Consider the following 15,201-nt stretch of genomic DNA (forward strand, 5'->3'; position numbering starts at 1 on the left):
AGGCGTGAATAGGATGAAGCATAAAATTGCTGCTCAGCTTTATACAGTGCGTGACCTTTTAACAGATGATTTTCCAGGAGTGTTAAGAGAATTGAAGGAAATGGGTTATGCGGGAGTGCAGATTTCCGGAATGTTCGGCCACGATCCAAAGGAAATCGCTGCTGTGATGAAAGAGCTTGGACTGGGAGCTGCGGGGATGCATGTCGATTTGAACAGCTTGAGTAACGAGCTGCCAAGTGTTTTGGAGCAAGCTGACATTTTTGGCACTAAGGATCTGATTCTTCCTTACTTAGGGGAAGATGAAAGAACTGTTGAGAACTATATTGCGCTAAAAGCAGAGCTGAACGAGATTGCTAGAAAAGTGCAAGCGGACGGATACCGCATCAGCTACCATAACCATGACTTTGAATTCGAAACGGAGATTGACGGTGTGAATGCACTGGAATACCTGTTGGAGCCTAGTGAAGATAATCTTCTATTGGCGGAACTGGACGTATACTGGGTGAAAAAAGGCGGCAAAGAGATTGTCAGCTTTTTGGAGCCTTATGCCAACAGAATGCCAATCATCCATTTGAAGGACATGGCGAATGACGAGCAGAAATCCTTTGCAGAGGTTGGTACCGGGTCCATCGACTTTGAACCGATCTTACGCTGGGGAGAAGAGAATGGTATCGAGTGGTACGCGGTGGAACAGGATGAATGTCCGGGGAACCCGTTGGACAGCTTGAGAGTAAGTGTTAATAATTTGCATAGATTGATAGATGAGATGAAATAATTTCAATTGGGATGCCTTTGAAAGCCGGTTTTGATCCGGCTTTCGGAGGTTTTTTTAATTTTGTCCAGTTAGCTCATTGGGTTTTTTTCGGAATGCCTATTTGGGTAATAGGTTTCTCACAAGTGAAGGTTACTCAAAAAGCTCATTGTAAGAGTGATGAAGGGCATTTCGGCTGTGAGTGTTGCTCAAAAAGCTCATCATAACCTCTATGAAGGGCATTTCGGCTGTGAGTGCTGTTCAAAAAGCTCATCATAACCTCTATGAAGGGTATTTCGCCAGTTAGATTTGCTCAAAAAGCTCATCATACCAACAACCCAAAGGTGAAATCTCCATAATGTACTAAAACTCGCTTTATGCAAATAAAAAACCAGATCGTAACATCAACAGCTACGACCTGGTTTTGTCTATATACTTATCTATCAAATCTCACAACTAGCTTGTCATCCACTTTCGCATGCTTTTTCGAGGTGACAACAGTTCGATCCCCAAGCTTCTCCACCGTAAAATCATCACTCTTAGCAACCGTACGCTTCGTAACAAGACAAATCGTATCCGCACTCTGGGTCAGTCTGAACTCAATCGCATCAGCAGCTACATCGATAATCTCAGCAGTGGAATAGGCAATCGTCACATCATGATACGTCACATTGACCGGAAGCATGACGCCATCCTTGCTTTGCAATGTAATCTTTTTGCCCTCCAAGAGCTTTACACCATCATGAGTCAAATGGATGTCCTTATCAAATCCATCCAGGTTCAACAGGTGGATAAAGCGCTCGTCCCCATTGGAAACCGATGTAGAGAAAATACCATGATACTCGCAGTCATGCGTCAAACCGGCTGTTGCTCCCAGATGCTCCAATGCTTTCTTGAACAGGTCCAGGTCACAGCGATAAGCTGTTGAAAGGACGATTGCTCTTCCCTTGCCGACCTGCACATCGAATCCGCAGATCTCGTCTGTTTCGGTTACACGCATGATCGGCTGGACGTTTTCGCCAACTTTGAATGTCTGTGTAAAATACGTGCGAATTTCCGGACGTGGTGCTGCCCAGCCGTCTGCAGTCAGGGACATGTTATGACCGTGCTTGTTGAATTTTACTTCAAAAGGCTCCACGCCAAGTTCATCGGCAAGTGCTTGGAATGGCTTACCTTCCATATCAAAAGTAGGTACCTCGCCGTATAGAAGTACACCACCACCGTCTTGCAGATACTTCACAAGCTTTTCCTGAACCTCTCTATCCATGTATCTTGCAGAAGGGACGATAATGGAAGGTGTCACTTCAGGATTCAGCTCTTTATTTTGAATATCGACCGATCCGAATCGATAGCTCGCAAGAAGGATTGCCCGCGCCATGATCTCCCAAGCGCCTGCACCACGATGCATCGTGATATTATCGATGATATCCTTCATTTTCGTGCTCGACGGATAGCGGTATTCGGTCATATAGTAGTCTGGAATGAAGGCGAAGGAAACCGGATCGCGATCTTCATCCATGGCTGCCAATTTATCTGATACGGCCATCATCGTCCTGATGGATCTCGCCATTCTAGGGAAAGTATAGTTCAGCTTACCTTCCGGATTGACCGGTGCAGCAAAGCCGTGGCGTTCTCCAGTGGAAGCGATACGCCCATTTCCATCGCCTGTCGCTTCGTCGATCTGATAGTTGTAGCCGCCTGTAAATAGATAGTAGTTAATTAGACGGTTACCCTGAGCGACACACATCCGTGTCTTGAAATCCGCAGCGGAAACATCATAACGACCGCCATAGGTTTCCCCGAAGTTTCCGTCTCCGCAGTTGAACTCAACGGATGTTAGTGGCTGATCTGGATTGTGAACCGCATCCATGAAGCCGTTTATCAAATATAGGTCCTGGAAGGTGGACACATCCAAGTCGCCAAAATAGATGTCGGAACCGGACATATAGCCATCATCCTGTGTATAGGATTCGTAAAGCTGGCTGATGCCGATCGGATAGGTCAAGCCGCGTCCTCCACCTGTTCCATGGATATTGACGATAAAAGGTACGTCCTTTACGCCATATTCCTCTGCATAGTCGCGCAAGACAGCTACATAGCGGGCAAAGCGGTTCCTCATATAGTGCCCTAGATCACGCAAAAGCTCGGCAGCATATTGTTCCGATGGAGAACGGAAGCTGGAGACACGGACCTCGGGATTGGATAAATCAAATGGATAGCGGGATTCCAATGTCGCGGCATCGTATTTTTCCATAAGCCATCCGGAAAAGTCTTCAATCACATGCTCAGTCAAATCCGGGCAGTTGCTCACCCAGGAAAGCATGCCGATCTCGTTATCCAGCTGCACACCTATGATTTTCCCATTATTTGTGTAAAGGCGTGGAGCGATGACACCGATGATAGCTTTGTACCATTTCTTTGTCTCTGCTAAAAATCCTGGAGCAAGGTAGTCGATTGTCGGTGTAGTTGCGTCATTACCGTCCCAGCCTACAGGAATGATTTCCGGATGCTTTTCGTATACCCAATAAGGGATCCCTTCGTTTTTCATCTCAGCCATGATGAATGGACCCGGACGAACAAAGAAGTACAGGTCATTCTCTTCACAAAGATCGATGAATGCTCCCAAATCAAGCTCTGGTCGTGTATGGCCGTCAAGATCGATCTGGCCTTCAACCGGCTCATGGCAAAGCCAAGGAACATAGGTTGCAACTGCATTACAACCTGCATCCTTCAATTTATCGATCCGGTCCTGCCAATCCTTGCGTTCCAAACGGTAATAGTGAATTTCCCCGCACATGATCAATACAGGTTTTCCATCGATGATGATCTGCTTATTTTTAATCTCAATCAATTTTCTCCATCCCCTCAAAAATAGATTTAATTCATTTCTTTATCCCGCTCTGACCCTGAGTGGGCACTAGTATAACAGCGCTTACAAAAATAAAGTTGAAACGTTTCGTGTATTAATAATATAGTGTAGACAAATATTACCCTTGTTACAAAGCATTTTAAGTAGTAATTACAGAGTAATAGTATCACATTTCAAATATTGTTGAAACGTTTTTATTGAAATGAAGTCGTCCATCTCTATAACACTGCAGGATAATGGAGGCCTTAATGCGTTAAAATTATTATTGAGGATTTAATAGGAAAATGTTATGCTAGATTTATAATAAATTTAATGAATTAATCAATTAAGAGTTTTTTCGAAATCTTAAGGAATGAGGTGTACAGTCATGGGGTTACGGATCGGGATTATTGGAACAGGCCAAACAATTGGAGTGGCGACGGACCATCTTAAAGGGATCCAGGCAGTTGCCGAGTGGGAACTGACGGCAATTTATGATATCAAATTTGAAAATGCCAAGCGGTGGACGGAAAGGAACAATCTTTCAGAGAACATCATCTGTTCGAGTTTGGAGGAAGTTTTTAAAAAGGTGGATGCCATCACCATCTGTACCGATAACTTATCGCATGGAATCATTGCAAGGGAAGCAATGAAACGAAAGGTGCCCGTGTTATGCGAAAAGCCTCTCTCGATTGATTACTACGAGTCCAAGATCCTGGCGGAGGAAGCGGAAAAGGCTGGGATTGTAAACTATATGGGCATGCAATACCGCTATCATCCCTATGCCCAGCTTATCAAGGAAATCATCGGAGAGGGAAGACTGGGAGAGGTCTTTTCCTACCGGCATAAGCTTGGAGGCTGGAGAATCGGAAACCCTAATGTGGGAATGGAATGGCGGATGAACAAGAAGACTTCAGGACCCGGTGCAGTCGCTGATTTTGGCATCCATCAAGTCGACCTGATTCATTTTTTCCTTCAAGAAATATGTGGAGCAGTACAGGAGGTGCAGGCGGAGCTCGCGACATTCATTCCATATCGCAATGGTGATGATGGAGAAGGCGTGGTCACCAATGATGACCTCGCTGCTGTTATTTTAAAACTGCAAAATGGCGCAATTTGTACATTGAATAATTCCCGTCTTTTGCCGCCTGAAGGAGATGGTATTGAAATCGTAGGGACTAAGGGAGCGGTTTCGATGAATCAGCAGGGGGAGGTCTTTTTCCGAAATAGGACAGAAGACGGTTCGTGGGCTGCCGAAGCAGTTCTAATGGAATTACAGGAAAAGCACAAATTTCCTGGATTGGCACGAGGGAAACAGTACGAGGAGTTTTATGAAGCAATTGCAAATGGCAAGGAACACGAACTATCCTTCGCCTATGGAGCAGCAATGGCAAGGGTGATTGATGCGGCAGTCCTTTCTAGCGAGCAGGGCAGAAGAGTGAAGATATCAGAAATCTAAATTGATGACAGTGAGGAGAATGAAAAATGGCGAAAACGGAAGTAGTGACAAATCAAATAAAATTGGCACCACTATTCAATCCAGAGGAAGGGAAGGCAGTGGTGTCGCCTCTTGGAAACGAAACAGGCTATTGGGCAGGAGCGCCTACGGTTCTTTTTGATGAAAAGGATGAAACCTTCTATTTATACTATCGCTTAAGAAACCCCCGTGGCCATGGGGAAAACGAGCGTGGCTTTGAAGTGAGGATTGCAAGCAGCAAGGACGGCGAAAACTTCACGGATGTGTGGAGTTTGCACAAAAAGCAATTGAATTCCAGTTCGATCGAGCGTTCATCTCTTGTAAAAGTGAAGGATGATCTTTACAGACTGTATATCAGTTATGTCGATCCTGCTGACAACCGCTGGAGAATCGACGTGGTGGAGGCGGAGACGCCTGCAACCTTCGATGTGGATAAACGCCAAAAAGTGCTGACAGCATCCGAGCTAGAGGGAGTGGAGGGTGTCAAGGATCCTTACATCGTGAAGCATGATGATTTGTACTATATGTATTTCGTTTACGCTCAAGGATTGAAGGGAGCGGAGGATAAAGGAATGCATAGAACAGGTGACGTCCATAATACCGGGCTTGCCGTTGCACCGACAGGTCTTGCGGTGAGCAGCGATGGTGTGAATTTTGAATGGAGCCAAACCGTACTGCCGGTAAGTGAAGCAGGATGGGATCAATACCAATCCCGAGTGACGACAATCATACCTTTTGAAGGTACCTACACAGTCCTATGGGATGGAAGTGTTGGGGTGGAGCAAAATTACGAGGAAAAGGTTGCGTTGGCCGTAACTGCCGACCTGAAAACTTTTGCAAAAATAAATGTCGATGGACCGGTTCTTGAAACCAGCTTGAAAAAGGCTGTCCGCTATGTGGATGCCATTATTCATGAGGGGCAAATATGGTATTATTATGAATATACAAGAGCAGACGGGGCACATGAACTTCGATTATGTAAGGTAGGATTATAAAAGGCATCATACTTGGCAGGTTAACTTTTCAAACCCCTGAGTAGTAGGAGTGCAGGAGCAGGCCCTCCTTGCCGTACAAATCCGTCACAACCTTGAGCTACCGAGGAAAAGGGGATTTAGGAAATGTCATTTATAGGTCAGAATACGTTAAGAACGAAACAATTAAATAGAACGCTTGTCTTTCAAACCCTACTGAGGCTCGAGGCGCCGACCAGGCAGGAAATTGCTGCCTTCACCAAGCTTACACCTGCAACCATCACCAATATTGTCAATGAACTGATGGAGTACGGTTATGTCGTAGAGCTTGGGAACGGTGTCAGTGAACTGAAAAGGGCAGGACGCAAAACAGTGGTTCTTGGATTAAATGAAGAGAAAAAAAGGGTCGCCGGCGTTCATATCAGAAGCGACCGTGTGGAATTGGGCATCGTGACACTAAGAGGAAAAGTGCTGAAGTCCACAAGCTTTGATCTGCCTACAACTATCAAACAGGACGATTTCTTAAAGCTTTTGACGACAAAATTAGAGAGCTTTTTGCAAGAAAACAAAGCACTCCCCGTTTCCTGCATCGGTGTGGGATCTGTCGGCTTGGTGGACTATGAAAATGGGACGATACTGGAAGCGGAGCACCTTGGCTGGGAGAATGTCGAGATTGCCGCAGAGCTATCGAGAACGCTGAAACTTCCAGTCCACGTGGACCATCACGTTCGCGCCATGACATTAGCCGAGAAGATGTTCGGAGCATGTAAAAACCAAACGGATTTTTTATGTGTCTATATCGGACAGGGGATAGGTTCGGGACTTTTTCTAAGGGATCAGCTCTATCGGAGTGAAACAACCGGTGCAGGTGAATTTGGTCACATGACCTATCAGCCGGAGGGAAGAGTCTGCTGGTGTGGCAAAAAAGGCTGCTTGGAACGGTATGCCTCAGAGGAAGCAGTGCTACACGAGCTTAATGTTGATTCAATAAAGAGTGTAATGGAAGCATGCCAAAATGGGGAAGCTGACGCATTGGAATCCCTTCGTTCCGCCGGTAACAAAATTGCGGTAGTACTCTCTTCCTTCATTAATATGTTTCACGTCCAGAAAATCGTCATTGGTGGCGATTTTGCACAGGAGGATTGGCCGCTGCTTCAGGAAATCAGAGAAAAAGCAAACAAAAATTCCTTCTTGGCTAAAAAGAGGAAGGTAGAAGTCATCACAACTGGATTAGGAGATCAGCAAGGAATAATTGGGGCTGCGAGTATCGCCTTATTGGAGAGTATCTTTACAGTTTCGATAAATAAATAAGGAAAAAATAAATAATAAGTGCTCGGTTAAAACGACGCTTAGCTTTTGATTGGAGCAATAGGCGAAGACTCCTGCGGGAGGAAGCGTTTAGTGGAGACCCCAAAGGCGAATGCCGAGGAGGCTCTCGCAAGCCCCGCGGAAAGCGCAGCCTAGTGCGGAAATCAACAGCGGTTTTTACAAAGTCAAAAAATGAAAAAGAGTGATGATCAGATGAAACTCGGTTATTTGACGAATTCGATTGTGCATCATGGAATAACGGATATAAACAAAATAGTAGAATGGTCACTGCAGCAAGGCTTTGGTCATTTGGAAATTGGACCGAATATTCCTTTTTACCACTTGGAGAAAGTGGTTTCAGAAGGAAAGATCAATATTGCGGCATTGACATACTGCCGGAATTTTTTAAGTGAAGATGCGGAAATTGCAGCTGCTCATCGAGAGGAACTGATGACGAGAATAAAAAAAGCGGGGGAACTCGGTATTCCGACGGTTGTCACTTCAACCGGCATCTCGAACCTTGCTAAGGGTGATCGCTATGACAGCTACGACGCCATCCGTTCCAAGCCGGAGAATAGTTTAGATCAGGTGGAAGCCTTTTTTGAAGAAGTTATTGCCTTGGCAGAGAGGGAAAATGTAAAAATCGCGTTTGAGAACTGTCCTTTGATGGGGAACATTGCAATTTCACCTGAGCTGATGAGGCTCCTGTTAAAACGCCTGGACTCACCAAATGTCGGACTGGCGTATGATCCGTCACATCTGATTTGGCAGTTCATTGATCCTTATCTTCCTATTAAAGAGTTCGGCAGCAAAATTTTTCATGTGCATGCAAAGGATACCGAAATTAATGCGGACCGCTTGAAGAGAGTAGGCTTCCTGACGGACTTCAGCTGGTGGCGGTATCGTCTGCCTGGTCTTGGAGCTCTTGATTGGACCAGATTTATTTCAGAGCTTCAGGAAGCGGGATATGATGGGGTAATCAGTATTGAGCACGAAGACCCGGTCTGGGGCGGAGATTTGCAGAAAACCCAAAAGGGAATTTTGATTGCGAAGCGCTTTTTGGAACAGGTACCCGGACTAGTTAGCGCAAGATAAAAAAAGAGCGTCTTTCTCCAATATGAAATGGAGGAGCGCTCTTTTTTACTTATCACTGCTATGAGATCTATGCTGCTTCTGGAACTCCTTTAATGCAAAAATGATCTGTTCCTCAAAGGCATCTGAAATCATTTCTACCCCATACTGGTATGATGGGTACACCTTCTTCTGCCAAACAATGTTGCCGATAAGGGCGATTTCCCGACTGCCGATGGTCATATGCATCGTCAGCTCGACCTCCTGATTGGTTGGGATGTCCAGGGAGGTTTGCATTCTTAAGCCGCTTGGACTGATGTCCAGCACCGTGCCCTCGCCTTCGGAAGATGCAGTGGTCTTTCCATTGATCCTGCTGATATAGAAATTAACCCTCACCGGCATTCCAAATTCATATCGAAACGGCTCATTCCGTTTATACTTCATACATACGCCTCCACACTTAAAGCTGTTTTAGAGTAGATTGTTGTTTTCGACTATTATTGCATCAACCTTCACAACTAGTCATCGTGCTCAATACCTATAAACAAGGAATTCCAACACAAAACAAGCAAATCACATACAAAAAGAGCCTACATAAAACATCGAGCATACAACCAAAATAACAAAAAGCTTTCGACGTGTAAATCAAAATCCCTGCCAGGGTCTGGCCCTTTATTTTTTTGCTCCTTAAATTTACTCCCTTATTTTGCTACCATTTTTATTCAAATCGCAGCTGTTGACAAAATACCTACAGGGGTATATTATAAGGACATGGAAGTTGTGAGTGAGGGCATACCTCATTCAAAGATTATATTGGAGGTGTTAGGATTATGGAGTATAACTCTCAAGTGAAGAATCGTTTGAAACGGGCTGAGGGCCAGATTCGCGGAGTGCTTCATATGATGGAGAAGGGCGAGGATTGCCGCGATGTGGTAGCGCAGTTGAATGCAGCTAAAACGGCGATTGACCGTGCAATTGGCGTCATTGTCAGCACCAACCTGGAGGAATGCGTCCGCCAGAATGTACTGAATGGTGAAGACACTAGTGAAGTAGTTAAACAAGCTGTAGATTTATTAATCAAAAGCAGATAATTTGAAAGCTAAAGATCGATAGTATACCTTCATGGGTATATTATTATTCCGAAAAATACCGGGATGGGTATAAAAAAACTTTACAAAATACCCTAATGGGTATATAATGAACACAAGTTATTTTTTTACAAACAATAATACCCCTGCTGGTATATTATTTTTAAATAAAAATATACCCCTGTATGTATATAAGATAAACAACATTAAAACAATCAAGGAGGAAATTAAAAATGAATGCAAACAAAGTATTAGATGTTAAAGGATTAGCTTGCCCGATGCCACTAGTAAAAACAAAGAAGGCTTTAAACGAATTGAACTCTGGTGAGATCCTGGAAGTAATTGCAACAGATAAGGGTGCTAAAACCGACTTGGCTGCATGGTCCAAATCTACAGGTAACGAATTAGTGGACATGAAAGAAGAGCAAGACATATTTACATTTTTTATCAAGAAAGCCTAAGGAGGAACTTAATCTATGACAATCGAAAAAAAGAAAACAACCATCGTATTATTCAGTGGAGATTATGATAAGGCAATGGCCGCTTATATTATTGCAACTGGTGCAGCAGCTTACGATCATGAGGTGACGATTTTCCATACATTCTGGGGATTGAATGCATTACGTAAAGATGAGCTTGTACCTGTGAAGAAGAATTTCATCGAAAAAATGTTCGGGAAAATGATGCCGCGTGGAGCAAACAGATTAGGCTTGTCCAACATGCATATGGCAGGAATGGGTCCGAAGATGATCAAGGGAATCATGAAAAAGCATAATGTAGAGTCTCTTCCTAACTTGATTGAATTGGCGAAAGACCTCGACGTGAAATTGGTTGGATGCCAGATGACAGTGGACTTATTAGGCTTGAAGCATGAAGAGATGATCGATGGAATCGAATATGCAGGAGTAGGAGCATATTTAGCGGATGCATCCGAAGGTAATGTCAATCTATTCATATAGGATGTGAAACAATCGATGGAAATCATTCAATACGTTCTAATTGGGGCAATCGTTGTATTTCTTTTATTGAAAATGAAACCAGCTTCCGGAGTAAGGCAGCTTACAACAGCTGATCTGAAAAAGGAACTGAACGACAACAACAAGCAATTCATTGATGTCCGCACACCGATGGAGTACAAGGGAAATCATATAAAGCAATTCAAGAATCTGCCGTTGGCTACCTTGCACGCAGAGACAGGTAAGCTATCCAAAGAAAAAGAGATCGTGGTCATCTGTCAAAGTGGCATGCGTAGCAATGCAGCTGTTAAAAAGCTGAAAAAGCTTGGTTTTACAAAGGTTGCAAATGTAAAGGGCGGCATGAACGCCTGGTAAAAGAGAAAGGGGGGAACTGTAATGAAGCAAATTTCTACGAAAGAATTAGAAAACAAGCTGGCTGCCGGTGAGGAAGTTTCGATCATTGATGTAAGAGAAGCGGAAGAGGTAGCTGCAGGCAAGATCCCTGTAGCAACCAACATTCCATTAAGCTTATTGGAATTCCGTACACAGGATATTGATAAAACGAAAGCGCATATCATCGTTTGCCGTTCGGGAGCAAGAAGCGCTCAAGCTACGATGTTTTTGGAAGCACAAGGCTTTGATGTAACGAATATGGTTGGCGGAATGCTCGATTGGGAAGGCGAAGTAAAATAATTTTGGCAAGGGAGCTGTTTATAGATGAAAGTAAATTTAACACTTGATGCAATGGGATTGGCATGTCCAATGCCAATCGTACGTACAAAAAAATCAATCGACCAGATCGAAGCTGGGGAAGTCCTGGAAGTATTGGCAACAGATAAAGGCTCCAAAGCGGATATTGCTGCTTGGGCAGAAAAAGTGGGCCATCAGTATTTAGGTACGATGGAAGAGGGCGATGTGCTGAAGCATTACATCCGTAAGGCTCGTTCTGAAGAAGAAAAAGAGGAACAGAAGCACCCGCATACAGCAAGCAATGATGAGCTACAAGCAAAATTAAACGATGATGTAACAGTTATTGATGTTCGTGAGCCTGCAGAATATGCTTTTGGCCATATTCCTGGCGCTGTTTCCATGCCTCTTGGTGAATTGGAAGCACTAGCGGAAAGCTTAGATAAAACAAAAAAAACGTTTATTATTTGCCGTACAGGCAGCCGCAGCGATCTAGCTGCTCAAAAGTTGACGGAAAAAGGCTTTACTAATGTTATCAACGTTATTCCTGGGATGTCCAAGTGGGAAGGTCCTACTGCCTAATTTTTTTAACTAAAATTATACCATAGGGGGTATTTGAATATGTTGAACGCAATGACTACTAAAGAAGTAACGAAGAAAATTTTAAACAGTGAGCCATTATTTATTTTGGATGTACGTAATGAAGATGCATTTGCTGATTGGAAAATCGAAGGCGCTTCTGTAAAGCATAAGAATATTCCTTACTTCGATCTGATGGAAGGCGTGGAAGAAATCTTAGGAGATATTCCGCTTGAGAATGTTCTTGTAGTTTGTGCAAAAGAAGGCTCTTCTGTGTTCGTTGGTGAAATGCTGGTGGAAGCTGGAGTGAAGAATGTATCCTACCTAAAAGGCGGAATGAAGGCGTGGAGTGAGTACTTGGAGCCTGTGAAGGTGGCTGATCTGACCGACGGTGGAACATTATATCAATTCGTGCGTATCGGAAAAGGCTGCTTATCCTATCTTGTAGAATCTGATGGCGAAGCGATGATCATCGATTCCACTCGCATGGTTGATCAATATGTATCCTTCATCGAAGAAAAAGGGTTGAAACTTGTGCATGTTGCGGATACTCATTTACATGCCGATCACATCTCTGGGGGACGTATGCTGCGTGAAGCAACAAATGCAACATACTGGTTGCCTCCGAAAGATGCGGAAGAAGTGACATTTGCGTATGAAAAGCTGGAAGACGGTGTAGAAATTACTGTTGGTTCTACAAAAGTGGCGGTTCAAGCCATCTATTCTCCAGGTCATACTATCGGTAGTACATCTTTTGTGGTGGATAACCGGTTCTTATTAAGTGGAGACATCCTGTTCGTAGAATCCATCGGCCGACCTGATTTAGCCGGTAAAGCGGAGGACTGGGTAGCAGATCTTCGTGAAACTTTATACGCACGCTATAAAGAGCTTTCAGATGAATTGGTTGTCCTACCTGCACACTTCGGGAACATGTCTGAAGTAGGCGAAGGCGGTCTTGTGGCAGCACGCTTAGGTGACCTGTTCCAAAACAATGCCGGACTGAACATTGAGGACGAAGAGGAATTCCGCAAGCTGGTTTCCGAAAACCTTCCTCCACAGCCGAATGCATACCAGCAAATCCGTGAAATGAACATGGGTAAAATCAACCCTTCAGACGACGAGAAGCGCGACATGGAAATCGGTCCAAACCGCTGTGCGGTTCACGGATAATAACCATAATAGCGATGTAATTCGAAATTATGGCAGGTGATGAAATTCCCGAAAGGGGCCAGACCCCGGCAGGAATTTCAATCACCATGTCGTACTGAAGGAGGGGAATGAATGATGGAGTTTGATTTAATGTGGATTGTGACGTTGTTTGCGATTGGGTTTGTTGGATCGTTTGTTTCTGGAATGGTCGGGATTGGCGGGTCGATTATTAAATATCCGATGCTGCTTTATATTCCACCGTTACTTGGATTGTCTGCTTTGACTGCCCATGAGGTGTCCGGTGTGAGCGCGGTTCAAGTGTTCTTCGCAACCATTTCCGGTGTATGGGCATACCGCAGAGGTGGCTTCCTGAATAAGGACTTGATCATCTATATGGGTGTCAGTATCCTGCTTGGAAGTTTTATCGGTGGTTATGGCTCAGGCTTTATGAATGAGAATTCTATTAACGTGGTGTATGGAATATTAGCTTTGATTGCTGTTATAATGATGTTTATCCCTAAAAAAGGTATAGATGATATTCCATTCGATCAGGTGACATTCAACAAGGCTGTTGCAGCGATATTGGCATTTATTGTCGGGATCGGCTCGGGAATTGTTGGAGCGGCAGGTGCGTTCCTGCTTGTTCCGATCATGCTTGTGGTGCTGAAAATCCCTACAAGAATGACGATTGCCACTTCTCTTGCCATTACGTTTATTTCCTCCATAGGTAGTACAGTGGGGAAAATCACAACGGGTCAAGTATTGTTAATTCCGGCTATCGTGATGGTGGTAGCGAGTATCATTGCTGCCCCGATCGGAGCAAAGCTTGGACAGAAGATGAATACAAAAGTGCTGCAATGGACTTTGGCACTTCTGATTTTAGCGACAACCGTGAAGATCTGGTTGGATATTTTATAAAAATGAAGAAATGCCTGACCGGCAGATGCCGGTCAGGTTTTTTCATATTTCTTTCACATCCCATCACTGTTTTTCCATAAACTCCATCAACAAGTCATGTATAATAAATGTAACTAAAGGCATTAGATAAAGAGGGTTATCAATTTGATGTGGGAAATTGTGCTGTTCTTCTTATTCATAGTTCCGGTTGTCCATCTGATTCATGAGATGGGGCATGTTCTTTTTGCCAAGCTGTTCGGCATTAAGGAAACGGAAATTGTTCTCGGGATCGGGCCGGAGTGGTTCCATTTTTCCTATGCATCCATCAGTTACAGTGTTCATTATCTTGTATTCCTTGGAGGATATTCGACCAATAGCAGGGAAGGAGTACTCTCTCCTGTAAAAGTGGCTTTCATTTCGCTTGGTGGTCCCTTGTTCAATATAGCCTCCATTCTTTTGGTGCTTCCACTTCTAAGCGAGTACGACCTTCTTCTGTTGCATTTATTTATCCTATTTAGCTCCTGGGTCGGCTTGCTAAATCTGGTTCCTTTTAAAATGGGCAATCGCAGGTCGGATGGCTGGCAAATTGCAACTTCATTATATAGACTGGTAAAAATAAGGAGGAATAAGCGATGAACTTTTTTATTGTAACAGGCGCCTCCAAAGGCCTGGGTGAAGCAACTGCACAGCTTCTATTAAAGGAAAACAACGAGTTGATCTGTATCGCAAGAAACGATAACGAAGAATTGGTTCGACACGCTCAAGAAGCAGGGGTAGCGTTACAGTTTCTGAATGAAGATTTAAGTGACCATGAAAAGATTCCGGGAATGGTCAAGATAATCATAGATTCCATCAATAAAGAAAAGGTGGAAGGGATATATTTTATCAACAATGCCGGCACGGTGGATCCAATCAAACCGGCAGGAAAATCGGATCCGGAAACTATGACGAAAAGTGTCCATTTAAACCTTCTGACACCAATGCTCATTACCAATGAATTTTTAAAGCTGACGGAAGACTGGGATTGTAAAAAAGTAATAGTCAACATCAGCTCTGGAGCTGCAAATCGTCCTATTTACGGCTGGAATACATATGGAACGACCAAAGCGGGGCTTGATATGTTCACAAATTCTGTCGGACACGAGCAGGAGACGGCGGCAAATCCCGCAACCATCATCTCATTCTCCCCAGGAATCATGGATACGGATATGCAGGGGACCATTCGACAAGCGGATAAGGAAGACTTCACAAATGTAGAAGTTTTTAAGAACTACCATGAAAAAGGGGAGCTCCGTTCACCAGGCTTTGTGGCACAAAAAATGCTGGATTTGGTTCTGTCTGATGCAATGGAGAATGGAAGAGTTTACGATATAAAAGAGTTTGTGTAAATAGTAGAACATAAAAAAGGAGGCAGCCACA

17 protein-coding genes are annotated in these 15,201 nt (G+C 44.0%); 15 read left to right on the top strand and 2 right to left on the bottom strand.

Annotation, left to right across the window (positions count from 1 at the left end):
- The first annotated feature begins 13 nt into the window (after window positions 1-13).
- Window positions 14-775, top strand: coding sequence for a sugar phosphate isomerase/epimerase family protein (locus ACFVAD_RS13780; protein ID WP_386640965.1), 762 nt, complete (start codon window positions 14-16; stop codon window positions 773-775).
- A gap of 412 nt (window positions 776-1,187) precedes the next feature.
- On the opposite strand, the gene ACFVAD_RS13785 is transcribed toward ACFVAD_RS13780, so the two are convergent.
- On the bottom strand, window positions 1,188-3,602 hold the full coding sequence (locus ACFVAD_RS13785; RefSeq protein ID WP_386640968.1) for a beta-galactosidase: 2,415 nt from the start codon (window positions 3,600-3,602) through the stop codon (window positions 1,188-1,190).
- 385 nt (window positions 3,603-3,987) lie between these two features.
- Between ACFVAD_RS13785 and ACFVAD_RS13790 the strand changes: the two genes are divergently transcribed.
- From ACFVAD_RS13790 to ACFVAD_RS13805, 4 genes are all read left to right on the top strand, one after another.
- Complete coding sequence (locus ACFVAD_RS13790; protein ID WP_386640971.1) at window positions 3,988-5,058, top strand: Gfo/Idh/MocA family protein; 1,071 nt, start codon at window positions 3,988-3,990, stop codon at window positions 5,056-5,058.
- Between the two features lie 26 nt (window positions 5,059-5,084).
- Complete coding sequence (locus ACFVAD_RS13795; RefSeq protein ID WP_386640974.1) at window positions 5,085-6,071, top strand: glycoside hydrolase family protein; 987 nt, start codon at window positions 5,085-5,087, stop codon at window positions 6,069-6,071.
- A gap of 123 nt (window positions 6,072-6,194) precedes the next feature.
- Entirely contained in the window at window positions 6,195-7,358 is a 1,164-nt protein-coding gene (locus ACFVAD_RS13800) for an ROK family transcriptional regulator (protein WP_386640977.1), read from the top strand.
- 210 nt (window positions 7,359-7,568) lie between these two features.
- The gene (locus tag ACFVAD_RS13805; RefSeq protein WP_386640980.1) at window positions 7,569-8,450 is read left to right on the top strand and encodes a sugar phosphate isomerase/epimerase family protein; all 882 of its coding nucleotides are present in this window, start codon (window positions 7,569-7,571) and stop codon (window positions 8,448-8,450) included.
- Between the two features lie 45 nt (window positions 8,451-8,495).
- On the opposite strand, the gene ACFVAD_RS13810 is transcribed toward ACFVAD_RS13805, so the two are convergent.
- A complete protein-coding gene (locus ACFVAD_RS13810; protein ID WP_386640983.1) occupies window positions 8,496-8,870 on the bottom strand; it encodes a PilZ domain-containing protein in 375 nt (124 codons plus the stop codon).
- A 386-nt stretch (window positions 8,871-9,256) separates the two neighbouring features.
- Here ACFVAD_RS13810 and ACFVAD_RS13815 point away from each other — a divergent pair, with 386 nt between their 5' ends.
- From ACFVAD_RS13815 to ACFVAD_RS13860, 10 genes are all read left to right on the top strand, one after another.
- A complete protein-coding gene (locus ACFVAD_RS13815; protein WP_386640985.1) occupies window positions 9,257-9,517 on the top strand; it encodes a metal-sensitive transcriptional regulator in 261 nt (86 codons plus the stop codon).
- Window positions 9,518-9,747: 230 nt separating this feature from the next.
- A complete protein-coding gene (locus tag ACFVAD_RS13820) occupies window positions 9,748-9,975 on the top strand; it encodes a sulfurtransferase TusA family protein (RefSeq protein ID WP_386640988.1) in 228 nt (75 codons plus the stop codon).
- Window positions 9,976-9,990: 15 nt separating this feature from the next.
- The gene (locus ACFVAD_RS13825) at window positions 9,991-10,473 is read left to right on the top strand and encodes a DsrE/DsrF/DrsH-like family protein (protein WP_386640990.1); all 483 of its coding nucleotides are present in this window, start codon (window positions 9,991-9,993) and stop codon (window positions 10,471-10,473) included.
- 15 nt (window positions 10,474-10,488) lie between these two features.
- A complete protein-coding gene (locus tag ACFVAD_RS13830; protein WP_386640993.1) occupies window positions 10,489-10,845 on the top strand; it encodes a rhodanese-like domain-containing protein in 357 nt (118 codons plus the stop codon).
- 21 nt (window positions 10,846-10,866) lie between these two features.
- Window positions 10,867-11,163 (top strand): rhodanese-like domain-containing protein, encoded by a 297-nt coding sequence (locus tag ACFVAD_RS13835; protein ID WP_386640996.1) that lies wholly within the window; start codon window positions 10,867-10,869, stop codon window positions 11,161-11,163.
- Window positions 11,164-11,187: 24 nt separating this feature from the next.
- Window positions 11,188-11,739: a sulfurtransferase TusA family protein gene (locus ACFVAD_RS13840; RefSeq protein WP_386640998.1), complete on the top strand. Its 552-nt coding sequence runs from the start codon at window positions 11,188-11,190 to the stop codon at window positions 11,737-11,739.
- 39 nt (window positions 11,740-11,778) lie between these two features.
- Complete coding sequence (locus tag ACFVAD_RS13845) at window positions 11,779-12,906, top strand: MBL fold metallo-hydrolase (protein ID WP_386641001.1); 1,128 nt, start codon at window positions 11,779-11,781, stop codon at window positions 12,904-12,906.
- Window positions 12,907-13,020: 114 nt separating this feature from the next.
- Window positions 13,021-13,803: a sulfite exporter TauE/SafE family protein gene (locus tag ACFVAD_RS13850; protein ID WP_386641436.1), complete on the top strand. Its 783-nt coding sequence runs from the start codon at window positions 13,021-13,023 to the stop codon at window positions 13,801-13,803.
- 147 nt (window positions 13,804-13,950) lie between these two features.
- Complete coding sequence (locus ACFVAD_RS13855) at window positions 13,951-14,418, top strand: site-2 protease family protein (RefSeq protein WP_386641439.1); 468 nt, start codon at window positions 13,951-13,953, stop codon at window positions 14,416-14,418.
- Complete coding sequence (locus ACFVAD_RS13860) at window positions 14,415-15,170, top strand: (S)-benzoin forming benzil reductase (RefSeq protein ID WP_386641004.1); 756 nt, start codon at window positions 14,415-14,417, stop codon at window positions 15,168-15,170. The genes ACFVAD_RS13855 and ACFVAD_RS13860 overlap by 4 nt, the downstream gene beginning before the upstream one ends.
- Window positions 15,171-15,201: the final 31 nt, after the last annotated feature.

Origin of the sequence: Sutcliffiella sp. NPDC057660, assembly GCF_042800035.1 — a bacterium.
Taxonomy (GTDB): Bacteria; Bacillota; Bacilli; order Bacillales; family Bacillaceae_I; genus Sutcliffiella_A.